Source organism: Niallia sp. FSL W8-0177 (genome assembly GCF_038006285.1).
Taxonomy (GTDB): Bacteria; Bacillota; Bacilli; order Bacillales; family Cytobacillaceae; genus Niallia; species Niallia circulans_A.
Genome location: NZ_JBBOUX010000001.1, coordinates 2,617,088 through 2,636,234 on the forward strand (window position 1 = coordinate 2,617,088; position 19,147 = coordinate 2,636,234).

Consider the following 19,147-nt stretch of genomic DNA (forward strand, 5'->3'; position numbering starts at 1 on the left):
CGCTATTGATCTTTACTATTTTCTAATGTTCCAGTATCAAAAGGATTCTTTCGTTCAGATACCTTTGGTGTATCCAATTGCGGAAGATCCTCCATTAAATCCGTTAATGTCGGATAATAATATACAGACACTGTTAATTCAAAATCTATTTCTTGATCACTTTCTTCAACGGCGATGATTTCTTTAGGTCCAGTAATATTTAAAGAATCAACGGTCATAATACGCTGAGAGGATTCGATTTTTTCTAAGAATTTTTCTAGTTCAAAATAAGTAGCTGTCTCTCCTATCATATTGATTGTTGTTTGATGGATACCACTTGGGAGGACGACTTCTTCTGTATTTTTCTTTTCATCTGTTTCCCTATTTTCTTGCTTGTTTGCATCATCGATTGCTTCATCTGCTGTAGAAACTTCTCCATCTGTAACATTTTCATCAACGTCAGATCCATTCACACTTATTTCTAGTATATTCGTATCAGAAATAATTTCTGCTTTTTCTATTTCAAGGAGCGCCTGTTCTAATAAGCGTTTAACCGGTACCTTTTTCTGCAACTCGATAGTATTCGTACTTGTTTCTGAACCAGTCGATTTTAGTTTGGATTGCAAAATATCCGCTTGCTGCTCGGTCATTTGCAGCTCCATTTTTTTCATGTTCAGCTCATTGGTTAAAGGCATTAAATAGCAATAATAACTATATATCGCTCCTAAGGCTAGGAGAATAATGCTAAATGCAAACCATATCATTGGCTTATGATCGCTTAATTTCATGGGGAATCCTCCCCTTTTTCATTTTTGTCTTTTTGCTTTTCCATTTCATCTCGCAGCTTTGCTTTATTTAGGACAAATTCGTAGCTTGCAAAATAGCGAGGTTCCACTTCTGATTGTTTTAAAGTATCAATCGCTTGATCTACTTGTTCGCTAATTTTATTTTCAAATGCATTGGTTGATTTTCCTTCCGTCAAAAGCGCCTCGTCTATCCAGCTAATTTCAAGCAAAGAATTTAAATAATAGGCAGCATCACTTTTTGTATCAAACTGGACAATCATGTTTGTCTTATGATCATCAGATACCTTTAGTTCCTGAATAAAGCCTCTTTCCGGCAAGTTCTTTGTTATTTCCTGCAGAAAAAGAACATAATCCACTGATTGATTATTCGCCCACTTGATTGCTGATTCAAGGCTTTGGACAGACTGTGAACTTTTGTACCTCTCTAACCTCTGATTGTAAGTATCAACCAGATTAGTTGTCATTTTTAACGAGTTTTCTGTTGCCGATAATTCAGCTTTTTTAGTCATATACTGCCAGATAAATAAGCCTATTAATAAAAAAGTAATCAAGAAAGCTAGGATAATCCAAAGCAATTGCGACTTTCTCTTTGGTTCTTTTTTAGGAAGGAGGTTAATTTCTACTAACATTTTTACACCTCTTTTAATCCTAAACCAATGTTTAAAAGGAAACTTGATGGTATAGGCTTATTAGAAACTGATTGGTTCACTTTTAATTCAAAAACAGGGATTTCAAAACGATTCACCATCTTTTCAATAATGGCAGAAAGCCACGGATGATCCCCTGTTACTACTAATTTTGTTACTAGTTTGTCACCCTTATTTAAAGTATAGCGATAGAAGCTCATCACTTTTTCTAATTCATTATAAACATCTTCAAGACCATTCCAAACTTCAGTATGATCGCCAGTAAATGTCAGCTTTTCTTGCTGTAGTAACTCATCTGTCGTAACAATCCAGTGGTCTTCCTCCATCTCTTGTAATAAATGTCTCATCAATAAAGGATAATGTTCTTCAAAAATACTTGCGTTCACTGTTTTAATATCGATTTCAACTAACATGATAATGTCATTGTCTTCGACTTTTTCAGAGCGATAGAAATAGCGATATAGTGCTAATGCAGATATATCAGCAGATTGTGGCGATAATTTCGCCTCTTCTAATAAATCCGCATACTGGGCGACACTTTCTTCTGGTGAAGCAAATAAAATAATTTGCTGTTTATTTTTTTCTTTTGCTTTCAATAGATAATAATCAAATACAGGATCCTCGAATGGCAAATGAATCGATGTTCCAAGTTCCATATACAAGTACCCTTTAATTTCATCTTCGCTTACATCCTCCGGAATAGGGAGCTTTCGAATGACAATGGAGGAGTCAGGAACTAGAAAACGAACTTGTTTTTTTGATAGTTTCCATTCATCCACACATTCTTCTAAAATCCATAAAAAATTCTCGACATCTTGAATCACTCCATCATGAATTAATCCAGGCGGCAAATAGCGTTCTCCAAAATTTTGCACTACAGCATCTTGGGAATTCTTCATTTCCACAAATCGAATTACATGATCTTTTATGGTTAAGTTAACTACTTTATTTTTTCCAAAATTAAAATTTAATGCCATATTGAAAACTCCTTATTGTTACTAGATGGAGGAAGAAAAATTACTCCCCAAAAAAGGTATCAGCCTTTTAAAGAAAAATACTTAGATACCATTGGATAATCTGATTACCAAAATAATAGGTTATGAGAGTTCCTAAGGCTATGTACGGACCGAAAGGAATTGGTTGTTTCTTTTTTGATTTACCAATAGCCATTCCGATAATACCGCCAATTGTCCCTAGAAAGGTCGAAAGAAAAAGGGAGACAAGGACTAGCTTAGTCCCTAAAACAAAGCCAATTACCGCAAAAAGCTTTATATCTCCTCCCCCCATTCCTCCTTTTGATACAATCGCAATAACTAGAAGAAGCGTAAAACCAACCGCTGCCCCCAGCAAAGAACTCCACCAGGGATGCAAAGGAATAAAGAATCGTTCGATCATAAAAACAATCGAAAAAAACAACAGCACTTTATCTGGGATAATCATATATTTTAAATCAGAAACAGTAATAATGATAAATAAGGAAATAAGTGTCCAGGAAACAAACAGCTCAGAACTCCAGCCAAGCAGAAGCGGACTAACGACAAAGAGAATACCTGTCAAAAGCTCAAATATAGGATAGAAGGGGGAAATCGATGCTTTACAGCATTTTGATTTCCCCCTTAATAATACATAGCTTAAAACTGGTACAAGTTCTATCGCTGATAACGTGCGTCCACAGCTTGAACAATGAGATCTCGGCCTAACAATCGATTCATTTAATGGCACCCTTAAGCCTACTACGTTGTAGAAAGAGCCAAGGGTTATGCCGTATAGGAAGATTAGTAGGTAGATCATGTTATTTTACTATTTACTTCACTACAACTGTAGTAGCATTTTTATCATTAATATTTTTTATGGAAGCACCTTTAAATTCAATAGTTTTTTTTCCTGCCTTAACAGGACCAGCAGTTAATTTAAATTCATTGTCTGTTACATCCACAGAAAATGAGGTGATTTCCAAGTTATTTACATAAGAACTATCAATTTGATCTTCAGTGATTTTACCTCCATCAATTTTTGAAACATCATTCGCAGCAGCATAATTCTTGGCAGCATTTAAAATAGTAATTGCATCTGCTCTAACTGCATCTTCTTTTGAATTTTGAATAATTCCTGAAATACTAGGAATCGCAATCGCTGCAATAATTCCCAAAATAACAATAACCGCTAATAACTCGATAAGTGTTAATCCTTTTTCATTTTTGATACGTTGCTTAATTAATTGACGCATATATCTTTCTCCTTAAAATTGGTATTTTTTGTTTTAAATCTATTACTATTATACTAGATTGTTAATTTTAATTATATCTTTTTTTTACTAGAATCCTCTAGAAATTATTGGACATGATTAAAAATCTCAAACATTGGTATTAGGATAGATGACACAATTGTCCCAACAATGCTTGCAAGAAAAACAATCATAATAGGCTCAATCAAGGACTTTAGTCGATCTGTTGCTGTATCGACTTCTTTTTCATAGAAGTCAGCTACCTTTGCAAGCATGTCATCTAATGATCCTGTTTCTTCCCCTATTGCTATCATCTGCGTCACAAGTGGCGGAAACACCCAATGGGCTTTCATTGGCACAGTTAATGACTGACCTTGTTCAAGCGCACCTCTTGATTGAACAAGGACTTTTGCCATTACTTCATTTTCAATAACTCTTTCGACAATCGAAATGGCCTGTAAGATGGGAACAGAGCTTGAAAATAGCGAACTAAGTGTGCGGGTCATTCTCGCAATCGCTGCTTTCTGCAGAATTTTTCCAAAAATCGGCACTCTTAATAGAAAATAATCGAGATAATACTTCGATGCTTTATTATTTCGTATAACCATGATGGCAATAATAAATGCGATCAGCAACAAAGATACTAGCCACCAAAATTTTTGCATAAAGCTGCTTGCCGATAGAACAAATTGTGTAATGGCAGGTAACTCACTATCAAAATCAGCAAACATATCCACAAACGTTGGTACAACACTCACCAATAAAAATATAACAACTATAAAAGCAATAACGGCAATCGCAATCGGATATGTTAAGGCTGAAATAATTTTTTGTTTTGTGTAATGCTGTTTTTCAAAATGATTGGCTAATCTTTCTAAAGTCTCATCCATACTCCCCGTAGCTTCTCCTGCGCGAATCATATTTACAAACATACTGGAGAAAACCTTTCTATGTTTCGCTGCTGCCGTGGATAAAGGATTCCCATCTTTTAAATCTTGTTCTACCACTAATAAAGCCTTCCGCAATGCCTTACTTTCTGTCTGCTCAGCAAGTATCGCAGTTGCATCCACTACTGATATACCTGCTTTTATCAGGGTAGCGAACTGGCGCAAATAAATGACAAAGTCTTGGAGCTTTACAGGACTGCCAAATGTAATTTCCTTTGTTAAAAGAGTTTCAGGAACTTCATTTATTATTTCTGTTATCTTAATCCCTTTTTCTTTTAACTGCACGATCGCTTCTCTTTTGGATGAAGCTGTTACTATCCCTTTTTTTGTTCCTTTTCGATCTCTTCCCGTATATTTATAGCGAGCCATATTTATTGCTCCTTTTCTTGTAGATAAGGAAGTGCAGCTTCTCTTAATACAGCACCAGCGTGAACTAATTCTTTTACATTGCTTTCCAATGTATGCATTCCAGCTGCTTTTGAGGTTTGCATAATATTTAATATCTGATGAATTTTTTCATTACGAATCAAATTGGCTACAGCTGAATTGTTCACAAGAATCTCTGTTGCTGAAACCCTTCCCGATTTATCTGGGGTTGGGAATAGGCGTTGAGCTACAATGCTTACTAAAACAGAAGCCAACTGGATTCGAATTTGATCCTGCTGCGTGGGTGGAAAAACGTCAATAATTCGGTTAATGGTTGCTGGAGCACTCGATGTATGGAGTGTTCCCAGTACCAAATGCCCCGTTTCCGCTGCTGTAATGGCTGTTTGAATTGTTTCTAAATCACGCATTTCTCCAACAAGAATCACATCTGGATCTTGGCGCAAAGATGCTCGTAAGCCATTGGCAAAATTATTGGTATCAAACCCAACTTCTCGTTGGTCAATAATACACTTGCCATGCTTATGCAAATACTCAATCGGATCCTCTAACGTGATAATATGCTTGCGCATAGTTTCGTTCATATAGGCAATCATCGCCGCTAATGTCGTTGATTTGCCACTGCCTGTCGGTCCTGTAATTAAAATAAGCCCCTGAGGCCTTTCAGCAATTTTCTTTATAATAGCAGGAAGCTTTAAATCATCTAGACTAGGGATCGATGTTGGTACAACTCGAATAGCTAAAGCAATGCATGCTCTTTGCTTATACACATTAACCCTAAATCTAGACACTCCTTTTAAACTGTATGAGAAATCAAGTTCACCACGATCTTGGAAGACTTCCCATAACTTCTCTGGAACCATTGTTCTTGCCATTATTTCTGTATCATTTGGTTCTAGATTATTTTTGCCATACCGCTTTAAATCTCCATTTATTCTCATAACAGGAGGAACACCAACTGTAAGATGAATATCTGATGCTTTTAATTCAAAGCCTACTCTCAATAAGTAATCAATACTATGGTTCAATAATGTCCCTCCTAATCAGGGATAGCTACTCTTAATACTTCTTCTGTAGTAGTAATTCCTTGCTTCACCTTTAATAATCCATCATCAATTAGGAAGATGGTTTTTGCTTTCATTGCAAGATCTCGTAATCTAGAAAAAGATTCGCCATTCATAATGACTTTTCTCATTTCCTCATTGATAACTAGCACTTCATGAATAGCTACTCTTCCTTTATAACCTGTCATATTACAAGAAGCACAACCTTTTCCTCTAACAACTTTTTCGATTGTTAGACCCCGTTTTGCGAAGATTTCTTTTTCTCTGACTGTTGCACTATGAACTTGTCCACAGTCTCTGCATACTTTACGAACAAGCCTCTGTGCTACAATTCCTGTTACAGATGAAGCCACTAAAAATGGTTCTACCCCCATGTCTAACAGTCTTGTAACAGAGCCTAGTGAATCATTTGTATGCAAGGTGCTTAAAACAAGGTGACCAGTTAAAGAAGCACGCACGGCTATCTCTGCTGTTTCTTTATCTCGTATCTCACCGACCATGATTACATTAGGATCCTGACGTAATATTGCCCGTAACCCTTTTGCAAATGTCATCCCTACATTCGTATTTACTTGAATTTGGTTAATTCCTTCTAATTGATACTCAACCGGATCCTCTACTGTAATAATATTGACTTCTTCACTGTTTAAACGGTTTAGCGCTGCATAGAGTGTGGAGGATTTACCAGATCCTGTAGGACCTGTAATAAGTATAATCCCTGTTGGTTTCTCAATAAGTTTTGTAAATCTAGCTAAATTCACTTTATTAAAACCTAGTTTATCTAAATCATTTAGTGTACTTCCAAGATCCAAAATTCGCATAACTACCTTTTCTCCAAAAATAGTTGGAAGTGTAGATACACGGAGATCAATGGGATGAAAGTCCAAATTGAACTTCATTCTTCCATCTTGCGGGATGCGGTGCTCTGTAATATCCAAGTTTGCCATAATCTTCAACCGTGCTATCAATACACTTTGCATATGTTTTGGCAAAATTCTTTCTATACGCAATACGCCATCAATCCGATAACGGATTACCACTTTTGTTTCTTGAGGGTCCACATGAATATCACTTGCCTTTAGGGTCGCAGCATTCGATAATATCTGATTGACTAAGCGGACAATCGGCGTATCTTGTTGTTCAACCATGCTGTCGCTCACATCTTCGCCAACTGCGCCATTATCAGATAGCAACTCTTCAAACCCTTCGTCCATATCATAATATTTATTGATTGCACGCAAAATATCATCTTTTGTCGCAATAGCTGTCTCGATTTGAAAACCAGTAGATAAGCGCAAATCATCTATGGTATAAAAATCCATTGGATCAGCCATTGCCACATATAACTTTTCGCCTTCTTTTTTTAGCGGAATAATTAACTGTCTTTTCGCTGTTTCCTTTGAAACGATCGTAAATAGCTTAGGATCAAAGGGATAGCGATACAAACTAACATGAGGAATACCTAATTGAAATTCTAATACCTCGATCAATTGTTGTTCTGTAATATAACCCTTTTGAAGCAGACTATCTCCAAGCCTTTGATCTGGATGCTTATCTTTAAGTGCTTGCTGCAATTGATCTTCTGTCAACAAGCCAGCCTCCACCAACAAATCTCCTAAACGCTTTCGTATTTGTTTCATTGCTTTAGCTCCTGATTTCTATACTTATTATTTTTCTATTTCTGCTTGTGGAGTCTCTTCCTTATTCTCTTTCAAATCCTGATTGTTTGATTCTGTCTGTGAAGGATTCTCTGTCGTTTGATTGTTACTATCCTTCTCTTCCTCTTTGATGTTTTCTCCAGAATCTGAAGGATCATTTAAATCGGTTAAATCTTCGACATTATCTGTATCAATCACTGTTTCCTGTTCTTTTATTAATCCAGAAGCAACTACTTTATTGATTGGAGGATAAAAGTCTTCACTCATTAAATCTTTTTTCACTTCGACTCCATCTTCATTTTTGGCTAAACGATAGACTTTAATTAAAAGTCCATCTGTTCCTTCTGTGATTGTTCTATATTCATTAAACTCTAATAAAGAATCAAATTGGATGACCGTTTTTGGCTTAAATGCTTCCTGATTGGAGAGTACAACATCATATTTAAATAAAAACGGAACCCCGACTACCGAAGCATATAATTTATTGCCAGACATTTTGAATTGAAGCTGATAAGCAGCAGCATTAGGATTATAAAACCGGTAATCCATTTTTTTAGATTGATTGATTTTCGCTTCATATCCTAATGGAGCATAGTTAGGCAATTGATTACTTATAAACCGCTCAGTAATAGTAAAATTAGTTGCTAAGACTAGCTGATGAAGAGCTGTCGCAACCATACTTAAGGTGGTATCTGAATAGGAATCTGTCTGTTTTCCCATTATATCTAGCAACGAGACCGTCGCTTCTTGCCCCACTTCAATAATTGGAAATTGCTTTACCCATTTTGCAACATTTTTTTTGTTTTCCTGAACGTCTAATGTAGTATCTACTAAGATTACTTCTTCTTCCTTTTGGCTGACTAAATAATCTTGGAGCGCAAGTTCGTGATTTCCTTTGTCTAACTGGGAAGCTATCGCTATTAAAGAATCACTCCATTTATTGACGTAAAAAACATCTTCTTCTACGAGATAGGGAGATATTGAATAAAGTAATCCGATTAAATCATCTTGATTTAACGATACAATCAATGCATTGTCTGTGCCCTGATGGATCTTTTCTAAGCTTTCTTGGAATTGGAATGTAAATAAATCAGTAGCAAAGTCAATTGTTTTTTCTTTATAATTTAATTTAATGGAGACTGCCTGAATCCATTCTTCTTGAGAATCCTTCAATGCTTTTAAAGCTTCTTCTAAAGACATTCCAGAGATATCTATTCCACCCACAGTTGTGCCCTCTTCATACCCTTGCTTGGTCGAAAAAATCCTTTCATATGCCTTTACACCAAAATGCGAAAAACTAAAAATAAATGCAGTTGTAATGGCTATAGCTATAAATAGCTTTACAGCTTGAACGTTTTTCATGAAGTAATGACTCCTTTTGTTATGCATACACACTCATGGATAAATCAATTACTACACTCGGTCCCGCGTTTTGCGCTTTCTCAATATCCTCTAGTGCTAATATCGAACCCTTTGCAACAATCAATTCACCATCTGCTGCATAAATATCTTTTGTTACTTGTTTATTTAGCAATAATTCTCTTTGTTTTTCTTTTAACCCATTAAGACCAGCTTCATTTTCTCGCTCCACTTCTTCTAACGCTTGAATTAAGTGGTCATTTGAAGATACAGCTTCTTCTTGAACAAAATTAGGTGTAGCTACTTCTTCTTTCACAATAATGATATCTTTTCCATAGGTGATAACAGCTTCGGATGAAATGACTGATTCTTGTTCCTCCAAAACAAGTCCAATGATTTCACCTGTCTCTTCATTCATTTGATACTCTGTCACTTTACCTACAAGATCTCCTTTTCTCGTAATAACATTTGTATCAATAATCGCGATTTTTTTGCTTGCCAGCTCACTAGCAATAGGAATCTGTGTTAAATCAATGATAGAGTTTGCACTTTCGATCGTTACAGCATATTCTCCTACACCAATCACCTTTTTAAAAGGGATTGCTTGAATACTCTCTTGCCATTCTTCTTGCTCTAATGTTAAAAAATCCACAAAACCTTTTTCTGGATTGATGATTAAAGACTGCACATTTCCTTCTTGTTGTCCGTTAGAAATGCTGATAATCGGTAAACCTTTAAACTGTGTGCTAATTTTCATAATCTATCTCCCCTATACTATCTATTCTTCAGATACTTTTCTTCCATAAATTTGATTTGTTCCAATACAATCGGTTGTTCCATAAATTTTTCCCTAAGTGAATATATTAAACTTTCTAATTTATCCTTTTCGTTATTTTGAACATATGCATCGATTAACAAAGCAGAATAAGCAAAATATTCATTTAAAGGAATAGGCTTCTTCAAACACAGAGTTAATACAGTCTCAAATTCTTCCATATCCATGGAATTCTTCAACATTACTAATTGTGTTAAAGTATTGTTAATTATCTTATGAGCTAATCCACTTACCACATTTTCGTGTTTGTCGTCATCTGATCCGATTTGATTTTCTTGGCTTTGATTCTGGGATACTTCTGCTTGTTCACCCAACATTTCAATCGCAGAAAACTCTTGCGATTCCTCTATATGTTCACTTATAGCAGTCATTTCTTCTGATAGGATTGTTTTTTCCTCTTCCGTTAAATCATTGTCTTCTATATTATTCCAGATCTGTTCCTGTTCCATCTTTTCCACTGACACTGCAACTTCAGCGTACTCGTTAATAGAAAAAGAGATTTCCTCTATTTGATCCTCTTCGGCAATTTCCTCATTTGCTTCATTTGCAGTGGAAAGATCGTTTTCTTCCAGCATTTTTTCAATTTCAGCTAGATAGTTTGTCTCCGCTGGTTCTTTATCTATTTCTTTATCGATAACTTCTTCCTCTATGGAAAGTGAAAATTCTTCATCCAGTTCAACAACTTCTAACTGTTCCATCACATCAAGGTTTATGTCTATGCTCTCGACTGTTTCCTCCTGAATGATATCCTCTTCATTTGTTAAAATACCTTCTCGGTTTACCTCTGGGACATAGGTAATGATATCCCCTTCTTGTTTTACGTCACTCTGGGTAGTTTTTATAGGCTTTATTTCTCGTGGTTCTTGTCTCTTCTCTATAACAGATTCTTCTACTTCTTCTGGCATGACAAAAAGTACTGTTGACCAATTTTTCAACAAAAGATAGCTTGCACTAATAAGGAACAACAGCATGATTAAAATACTTTGCCAGAAAGAAAAGAGCTCCCTTGAAAGTAATCCGATAGCAGAAATACAAAACGCTAATCCGATAATAGTAAACTTCCCTTGATTCGAAAGTCCTAAAGGCAAGATATACAGAATAGGCACAACAAAAATCAAGGACAAAAGCGCCAAAATATATACACTCATTCAAACACCTCCTCTTTTCGAATCATTTCTCTAATCATACGACATTTTTTGTAAATTATCTAAAACTTTTGTATTATTTTTTTGGCATTTTCCATCCTATAATAGCTATTTAGTATTGTATAATAAGATTAGTATTTTTGAAAGCAGGGAAAAAATATGAAAATTTCAAAGCTGATATCTAGTTCCAAAGGATTGACGTTAATAGAGGTCTTATTGTCTCTTACTATCCTTAGTATAATCATTTTAGGTATAATGAACTTTTTTACTCAGGCTTATTCCTATACAAATCTTAATCAGAAAAAAACTGCTGGTATAAATGTTGCTAGAAATGCTTTGACATACATGGAACAAACTACCCAAGAAGACTCCTTTATCAGCATAAAAAATAGAATAGACCATAATAAGGAAGCAACAGGTGAGCTGTTCATCTGCAATAATGAGTATAAAGTAATCTGGAACAAAGATAATCAAGCTTCCTGTACACCTATTAAAATTAATAATATTGATTATCATGTAACCATTAAGCCTGTTTTAGATAAAAATTACAGCAATTTTTTCATTCCTTTAACGGTAACTGTTACATGGAATGTAAACAAAAAAGAGTACAATACTTCCATGGAGGGAGCCATCAAAAGTGAGGATCTTCGATGAAAAAGGGATAACACTATATGAACTATTGGCAACAATCACTATTCTTGCGATCGTATTGCCGGTCATCTATGGTGTCTTTCAGTCTGGGTTATCTTTATATAATAAAATTCAGATAGAAGGACAAATCCGCGACGATGCAGATTATGCCATTTCTATGATGATGAACTCCTTTAACAGTATCCCTTATGACTATGTGACGATAGAAGGTGATTCGAAAATCAGCTTCTATGATACAGAAAAGACTGTATTTGAAAAGAATACTAAAGAGAATTCTTCTTTTTATACTTATGAGAAAGAAAAAATAACACCAGAGAATGCAAAAGTAAGAAGTATTGAATTTGTTGATCAGCAGCTTAAAAGCGAAACGATTACTGCTGTTTCGATCAATAATCAAATTCTAGAGGGGAGCGGGGATTTTACTGGTTCTAAAATAAGGTTGTCCTGTAGTAAAACGGCCCAAGAAGATAAAAATCGTTGCCTTCATGGGTTAATCTATATCACTTTTGTCATTGATCAAGCACGATTAAATCGACCTTTAACTTTAGAAAGTCAATTTGGCTTTTAAGGAGAATACCATTTATGTTCAATTGGAATCAAAAAGGGAACGCCCTAATTACCGTATTATTAATTTCATTAGTTTTCACCACAATAGGTCTTGCAATTGTAGCATCTAGTATAAGCAGTACAAAAAGGGTAGAGACGAGAGAGTCAGATATCAGTATTACGTACGAGAGCAAAAAAGTACTCGAAGAAATAACGTACGAAATGGCTAATGCCTTACAATCCTTACCGTTAGATTATAAGCAGATCGATAACCAATATATCGTGAGTGATTCTTTTGATACACAGCTTGCATCCAATGTTATTATGCCAACATTAAATAAAATTTTAGCAAATCAACCGTATAATGAAGCGATTAGTTGTCTTAGTGTAGTGGATTTAAGCGCTGCTACTAAAGTAGAGATTCCCTCTCATAAAGCGTGCTCTAAAAATACTTACGATTCGGATAGCACTTATTCGATTGATCGAGGATTGGATTTCACCAGAGTGCTAGAAATTATTCTTGTAACCAATAACCCTAACGAAACAGAAGGAGCTATCACGAGAACTTTAAAGAAGCGAGTAATTTTATCTCCCCTTCCTAGCTTTTTGAAGTATGCGCTAGGATCTTATTCTGAACAGGATGATGAAGGACTATTTATTAACGGATCACCTAATGTTAATGGCAATATTTATGCAAATCAGCTTCAAATTAATGATCATGCGAAATACCAGCTAAAAAATGGAAGTAGACAAGAAAAATCATCTCTTCCCCCTTCTATTACCGGTAATATTTATAGTAGTTCTGCAAACTTATTACCAGTGCTGAAAGACAAGAATTTCTATAAAGGAGAAGTACCTTCTTTAAATCATGATAGTCAATTTATTAATATTGATTACAACCGTACTTTTATCCAACGAATGGATACTATGTTAAGAACAGATGATAATTTGAATAGTATAGCTATTGGAGATATAAGTGAAACAGCTAATTTTCCAAGTCTTCTTCAGCACAAAGTGGCTAGTATGGTGAACGATCAACCAAACAGTGCTGCCTTGATTGAAAATGTCCCAGAACAAGAAGCACCTTCTTCTGTATTAGGAGATTCTCTCAAACGACTCTCCAATAGTTTTCAGATTAAGAGTGACAATCATCCATTAGATTTCAAGAACAAAGTAAGCATCAATGGAGATACCGTTATTAACAGCAGCAATTATCCTATTACGTTCGACAAAGATTTGGTTGTTAACGGTGATTTATATTTAGTAAGCAACAACCAATTAAAGTTAGCGGATAATATTTATGTTTCGGGTGATTTACATCTAATCAATTTTGATGGTGAAATGGATTTACAAGGAAATCTATTTGTTGCAGGTGATTTAAATATCGAGTCTGCTGCTGACAATAAAAGTAATCCTCATAACGGTATCAGCATCAACGGAGATATTCTTACAGGGAAGTCTATCCATATCCGTCCTTTAAATACAACCATTTCTTTAAATAGCAATATGATCAGTCTAGATTCATTTACTATAAACGGAGATGAAAAAGGAGAAGAGTCTGGAGAAAATGATATAGTCAAAATTAACTCTGTTGTTTACACATTAAATGAAAGCTTCGTTTCCAACATTAATATTCTTGGCTTGCCATATATTGATAACAGAACAGGTGCCAATCAAGTGGGACAACTGATTTTATTAGCCAAGGAAAAACTGACGATTACAAGGATGAATGAATTTAATCATTTTCATCCAATGAAAGAAACTGGTTTTCCTTATCTTCCAGAGGAGGAGACAATCATCCAACCTTTAAAAGCTTTCTTTTACACGGAAAAAAACGCAGAATTATATGGTGTTGGTTCCCTGTTCTATATTAAAGGTGGCGTTTTTGCAAGAGATTCTCTCGAAATAAATGCAATTCGCGCCAACAGAGAGTTCTCTTCCATTTCTGATATCCCAAATTCAAGGGAAGGAATGCTTTCTCGATTTATCGTTGATTATGACCAAGATGTTTTATTAAGAGGAATAGATGCACTTCCTATAGTGGATCGACTACAAATGATACCGGATGACTTTGTGATTGAATAATTAGTAGTCAGTCTGATAGTGATAATCACAAACCACCTTTCCTAAATATCACAAAAAGCCCGAACAATTACACGAGAGACTATTTACCTCCCTGTAATTATTCGGGCTTAATTTGTGGGATACTTGTGTTCCAGTCTTTGTTCCGCTAGGGTACAAACAATTTACCAGCGTCCATCTCTGTCTTCTCCACTGCCATTATTTCCTTCCTTTTCTTTTACTACTTTGAAAAGGGTAGAATCTTTAGGTTGGGTACCATCTTTTTGCTTTTCTGCAATGGCGGTTATTTCTGCATAACCAACATCCGCTGCTTTCAAATAATATTGACCATCCTGCTTAATTACTTCCACGATATCAGGAGCATTTGACAGAACTTGCTCAATCTCTTTATCTGTTGCATTAGCAGGGTTAAAGATTAAGAGATCATCTACTGCTATAAGCTTGTCATTTGTTTCAGCACTACGTTCGATTGTATAAACTGGCTTCGTAAATGAAATATCCTCTAGTTTTACATAGGGTTCTATAACATGTACTGGAACCCTTTGTACAAGATTGGATCCATCTGTCGTCTTCACAATTAATTCTGTCATTCCTGCTGCATTTCCTATTAAGGTATTTTGTCCAGGAATTAAGCTAGAGATAGATGGATTAGCGACAGCTATATCCAAAGTCTTATTCGTAGCATGATTCGGCTCGACTTTTATCGTAAAGCTCTTTGTACCATCAACGTTCATTTCTATCGGATTAGGCTCAATTGTTATGGAAGTTATCGGCCATGCTATTTTAATCGTTTTTATTATCTCTGTATTATTCGCAAACCCACCAGCTGCTTTGATCGATAGCGTATTTTCCCCTGATGTCTCGATGCTGATATTATCCTCTGGCTTGAATGTTTTCCAGCCAGTACTCTCAGAACCGTTATCGATTTTATAAGCATAAGTCACATTTTGTCCTGGTACTTTCTGGGTTAATACAGTATCAATAAACTCTGTTGAAGTGGAACCACTCTTATAGCGTTTTTTAGTATCCTGTCCAATTAATTCAAAGTCAGGTAAAAAGTGCAAATATGCTTTACTGTTATCTGAATAGGTAATTTCAATGGTTTGGTTTTCAGATTCTTGCGCAAATACCATTTCTTTTACAGGCTTATTAGCAAGATTATAATCATTGGGGTATTCGGTATTAGCTACTTTCTTATTTGTTTCTTGTTCCCTTTTTTCGATTATCCCTGCTGCATCTCCAGTATATTTAATCATTGTAAACTCTTTTAATTGTACTTTCATATTCATCGTTTGTGCAGACGGAGATATAGTTGTGGCATTTATAGGCTGGAAACGAGAATCCTTAAAATATAAGTCTGCTCTTGGCATACTTATATTATTTACAGCATAATTGATCTTATATTCAACTGTTCTATTAATTGTCGAAGGAGTAAAGCTTCCAGTCGAGTAATGAATCTCATTCGGTAAAGTAATAATGGCATATCGACTGCCATCCTTTGTCACTTCTTTCACACTATCTGTGGTGACGATGGATACACTATCTGGCAAAGGTTGTTCGATAACTAAGTTAGATAGCGTGCCACTTACTGTATTATTCACAAGACCAATCGGATTCAGCGTGTATTTGACATTAAAATGATTCGTTTTATCTGATGAATTGCTTGTCTTAATTAAATCATTTAGTTCATTTACTTCTTTTTCTAACATCATGGTCGAAGAAAAACTAGCTGGTGCATCCTCTTTTACTTGGATTGTTGCACTTGTTTTCTTAGTTTGATTATTTCCATCTAAATCTTTATATTGCAAAGTTATATCATCAAATACATACGTTCCCGTTTCACTAAAAGTCAACGGCAAAGCCATATCAATAGATCCTGATGGCTCTTGATTGACAGGGAAAAGAATGTCTTTCTTAATAATGATATCCCCCACGCTATCTGTTGTTACATTTGCATTATCACTTAATTTGACCTTGTTACCAAACTTCGCAATATTTATTTTTATCGTAGCTGAAATAGTAGGTGTATTTACTTTTTCCGAAATCGTCTCAAATATTTTTGCAATAGATTGTTCAGATGCTTGTTGGGCTGTTACGCCTGTTGTTTCGGACAATTTATTCAAATAACTCATATCTACATCCTTGTTTGTTCCAAAACCAATGGAATAGAGTTTATAGTTATTGGCGGCAAGATTATTTACCTCTGTTTCGATATGAGATTTTATTGCTTTTTCCACATAACTTAAACTTGTTGAAACGATAGTTCCATTAGATCTAACAGCTCTAGCAGTGTTATTTGTATAAATAGTATACGTAACTGTATCCTTAACCTGCTTATTTGAACATGATTGCCAGAAATAATAATTTGTGCAAACTTTATCTGTAAATGTTTCCTCCATCATAGAAGAAGTTGGTTCGCCATCTGTTAAAAATACAATATATTTATTAGCATTATTATTGCCGCTTGCCAGCATAGATCCCGCTGTTTGAAAGGACTGAGTATAATTTGTTCCCCCAGTTGCAACAAGGCGATTCGCTACATTATTAATAGTCTTTAAATTATTTCTGACATTATCAGCTGAATTATAAGCATAAATAGGAAAATAAACCATTTTTTCTTTTTCTACATCCGTTGAAAAGGGAATAAATGCAAATCTATCATATACATTTGGATCTTCACTAAAGTAATTAACAGCCTGTGTAATTGCATTTTTTGCACTTTGAAATTTGTATGGATTATAACCAAGCTCGTCCATCGATCCTGATTTATCGAATACAAATGCTAAATCAATAGGAGAACGATTGCTGCTGGTCACTTTCCCTTCCGGTGTCAAGCGAACATCTAAATTTCCTTGTGCTACACCACCGCTTGGTTTTACAATAATATTTTGGGATGGGGTAACAGAAAAGCTAACAGATGGAGTAGTGGTAGATGCATTAGTCTGTACAGGTAAAATGAATACTAAAATCAATAACACGGTGAAAAATTTACTAGCTAATTTCGTTCTCCTCATTAAATTGCACCTCTATTTATAACTCTTTTACTAGTTTTATTTTATAAACGCAATATTACCATCATTATATCAAGTACTTTTGAACTAGTATAGCCTTTTTATAAGGGGGATCAATAATCGCTTTACGATAAAATCTTAAGAAAAACCGGGCATAGCCCGGTCCTTTTCATGGTTAGAGAATATCCGATAATTTGTACTCTATGCCATGTACCCCTTTATAATACTCAGGATACATTTCACCCCCACATTTTTCACATGCAAACATAGGAGGAGTTGTCGGATCTCCATCATCCATTAAATCGAAATCCCTTACCACGTTAATAGGAATCTCTTCTTTCTCATGACACGCCAAACAAACATAGCTGACGCTCTGTTGCTTGGACTGGTTTAGGCTTATGTTTTTCTTCTTTTTCTTTCCCTTTTTGCGGGTTTTTGATACCGGTGAGATCGTTAATCATCCTTTCTAAATAAGCTCTTGTAGTTTTGCATAAGGCTACCTTTATTTCTAATTTACCATTTTCAAGGCAGACTTCTCCCTTGTATTCATAGTAACATTCACACCTCTGACAAACGAGAGGGTCTTTCTTGCCACTGGCTACTATTCTTTCACGCCACGTCTGGCGACGTAAGGTTTTCTTAACTTTTACAACCCAACGTCTTGCTTTTTGTTGCCAAGTACTCAACACTTTTTTACACAAGTTTTTTGATCTTCTTGAATACATACCGTAATGCCGAATAGTTTTAAATTGCTCGTCTGGGATATGGCGAATTAAACGTGAAATAAATTCTTCGACACTTACGGTTTCGGATTTGTCTTTTCCGTCAGTTTTATCCTTATATTTGAACGTAACGAATTGCCCATCATATGCCTCAATCCGATTGATTCCAATCGCTGGTCGACGAATATAACGGCCAATATAACGAAGTTGTTCTTTTATTTTTCCCCTCTGTTTAGGTGCATACACATAGAAGCCTTCGCCATTATTGGTGAACGCCTTTTGAAGTCTTGGTTGGATTCTTTTCTTTTCTCTTGGTGAAACTCCGTTTCTAATTAATTTTAATACGACCGTTTGCCATTGTTTACGAAGCATCGTAAATGGCAAGAAATCATACTGCTTCCATTCTCCTTTTTCTGTTAATCCACCCATTGTAACTAACATATGTACGTGAGGATTGAAGTTGACCCTTGAACCAAAAGTGTGGAGTCCAGCAATAATCCCAGGTGTTACCTTTGCTTTCTTTTTGAAGAAGTCAGTAAGTAGTCTTGCAGAAGCATCCATTAAATCTTTTAATAGATGTCGGTGAAGGAGAAATACATCTCTTAGTCCTTCATCAATCGTAAAAATTACGTGCCGATGATTAACCTGAAGAACATCTTCAGTAAGTAACCTACTCCATTCTTCACTTTCTCCAACAGAGCACGTGGTACAAAATCGACCTTTACATCGGTAAGGAACCTTTCGCACATCATGACAACCTTCACACACAAATAACTTAAATCCATTTTTGATATCCCCACAATCTCGAAATTTCTCAACCTCCTTAATTACGATAGGGCGGATTTTAGCACCGTGTTTTCTTTTGAAAGCTTCCCAATGTTGGTGTTTATCAAAAAATATTCTTCTCAATATATTGGTCTCCATAAAATGAAAATACCACAGCTTAAATGACTGTGGTAGACCCAAATTTTTATACTTTCTTATCTTTCAAAAAAAAATGAACTTCTCCCAAGAAGTTCAAAGAGCTTTTAATTATTGACTATTCACCCAACTATCAAACAGTTAGGTAAATATACTTTTCTGGTTA

General features: G+C 35.4%; 17 protein-coding genes. 3 read left to right on the top strand and 14 right to left on the bottom strand.

All coding sequences use genetic code 11. The features are described 5' to 3' along the window. Positions 1–2 precede the first annotated feature (2 nt). The 11 genes from NST77_RS13010 to NST77_RS13060 all read right to left on the bottom strand — a co-directional run bounded on the left by NST77_RS13010 (position 3) and on the right by NST77_RS13060 (position 11,051). Complete coding sequence (locus tag NST77_RS13010; RefSeq protein ID WP_341123061.1) at positions 3–767, bottom strand: pilus assembly protein PilO; 765 nt, start codon at positions 765–767, stop codon at positions 3–5. Continuing rightward, entirely contained in the window at positions 764–1,414 is a 651-nt protein-coding gene (locus NST77_RS13015; protein WP_341123062.1) for a fimbrial assembly protein, read from the bottom strand. Before NST77_RS13015 ends, NST77_RS13010 begins: the two co-directional genes overlap by 4 nt. A 2-nt stretch (positions 1,415–1,416) precedes the next feature. Beyond that, entirely contained in the window at positions 1,417–2,409 is a 993-nt protein-coding gene (gene pilM / locus NST77_RS13020; protein WP_341123063.1) for a type IV pilus biogenesis protein PilM, read from the bottom strand. Between the two features lie 67 nt (positions 2,410–2,476). Next, on the bottom strand, positions 2,477–3,223 hold the full coding sequence (locus tag NST77_RS13025) for a prepilin peptidase (RefSeq protein WP_095331573.1): 747 nt from the start codon (positions 3,221–3,223) through the stop codon (positions 2,477–2,479). A gap of 13 nt (positions 3,224–3,236) precedes the next feature. Further along, complete coding sequence (locus NST77_RS13030; RefSeq protein ID WP_095331571.1) at positions 3,237–3,659, bottom strand: prepilin-type N-terminal cleavage/methylation domain-containing protein; 423 nt, start codon at positions 3,657–3,659, stop codon at positions 3,237–3,239. 104 nt (positions 3,660–3,763) lie between these two features. After that, positions 3,764–4,972: a type II secretion system F family protein gene (locus tag NST77_RS13035; RefSeq protein ID WP_163185471.1), complete on the bottom strand. Its 1,209-nt coding sequence runs from the start codon at positions 4,970–4,972 to the stop codon at positions 3,764–3,766. Between the two features lie 2 nt (positions 4,973–4,974). After that, positions 4,975–6,015, bottom strand: a complete 1,041-nt coding sequence (locus NST77_RS13040; protein ID WP_095331567.1) for a type IV pilus twitching motility protein PilT — start codon at positions 6,013–6,015, stop codon at positions 4,975–4,977. Between the two features lie 11 nt (positions 6,016–6,026). Further along, on the bottom strand, positions 6,027–7,691 hold the full coding sequence (locus NST77_RS13045; RefSeq protein WP_163185468.1) for an ATPase, T2SS/T4P/T4SS family: 1,665 nt from the start codon (positions 7,689–7,691) through the stop codon (positions 6,027–6,029). Positions 7,692–7,718: 27 nt separating this feature from the next. Next, entirely contained in the window at positions 7,719–9,071 is a 1,353-nt protein-coding gene (locus NST77_RS13050; RefSeq protein ID WP_163185465.1) for a VanW family protein, read from the bottom strand. A gap of 19 nt (positions 9,072–9,090) precedes the next feature. Further along, positions 9,091–9,825: a PRC-barrel domain-containing protein gene (locus NST77_RS13055; RefSeq protein WP_163185463.1), complete on the bottom strand. Its 735-nt coding sequence runs from the start codon at positions 9,823–9,825 to the stop codon at positions 9,091–9,093. A gap of 17 nt (positions 9,826–9,842) precedes the next feature. Beyond that, positions 9,843–11,051 (bottom strand): hypothetical protein, encoded by a 1,209-nt coding sequence (locus NST77_RS13060; RefSeq protein WP_163185460.1) that lies wholly within the window; start codon positions 11,049–11,051, stop codon positions 9,843–9,845. 156 nt (positions 11,052–11,207) lie between these two features. Here NST77_RS13060 and NST77_RS13065 point away from each other — a divergent pair, with 156 nt between their 5' ends. Genes NST77_RS13065 through NST77_RS13075 form a run of 3 tightly spaced genes read left to right on the top strand, consistent with a single transcriptional unit; the run spans position 11,208 to position 14,330 of the window. Then, positions 11,208–11,702 (top strand): type IV pilus modification PilV family protein, encoded by a 495-nt coding sequence (locus NST77_RS13065; protein WP_095331557.1) that lies wholly within the window; start codon positions 11,208–11,210, stop codon positions 11,700–11,702. Further along, positions 11,686–12,267 (top strand): type II secretion system protein, encoded by a 582-nt coding sequence (locus NST77_RS13070; RefSeq protein WP_095331555.1) that lies wholly within the window; start codon positions 11,686–11,688, stop codon positions 12,265–12,267. Before NST77_RS13065 ends, NST77_RS13070 begins: the two co-directional genes overlap by 17 nt. A 14-nt stretch (positions 12,268–12,281) precedes the next feature. Further along, positions 12,282–14,330 (top strand): hypothetical protein, encoded by a 2,049-nt coding sequence (locus tag NST77_RS13075; protein ID WP_163185456.1) that lies wholly within the window; start codon positions 12,282–12,284, stop codon positions 14,328–14,330. Positions 14,331–14,491: 161 nt separating this feature from the next. Here the strand turns inward: NST77_RS13075 and NST77_RS13080 are convergent, their stop codons facing one another. The 3 genes from NST77_RS13080 to NST77_RS13090 all read right to left on the bottom strand — a co-directional run bounded on the left by NST77_RS13080 (position 14,492) and on the right by NST77_RS13090 (position 18,984). Continuing rightward, positions 14,492–17,341 carry a VWA domain-containing protein gene (locus tag NST77_RS13080; RefSeq protein ID WP_163185453.1) on the bottom strand — a complete coding sequence of 950 codons (2,850 nt, stop codon included), beginning with the start codon at positions 17,339–17,341 and terminating at the stop codon, positions 14,492–14,494. Between the two features lie 172 nt (positions 17,342–17,513). Then, positions 17,514–17,657 (bottom strand): hypothetical protein, encoded by a 144-nt coding sequence (locus NST77_RS13085; protein ID WP_341122616.1) that lies wholly within the window; start codon positions 17,655–17,657, stop codon positions 17,514–17,516. A gap of 22 nt (positions 17,658–17,679) precedes the next feature. Then, positions 17,680–18,984 carry an IS91 family transposase gene (locus NST77_RS13090; RefSeq protein WP_083967595.1) on the bottom strand — a complete coding sequence of 435 codons (1,305 nt, stop codon included), beginning with the start codon at positions 18,982–18,984 and terminating at the stop codon, positions 17,680–17,682. Positions 18,985–19,147: the final 163 nt, after the last annotated feature.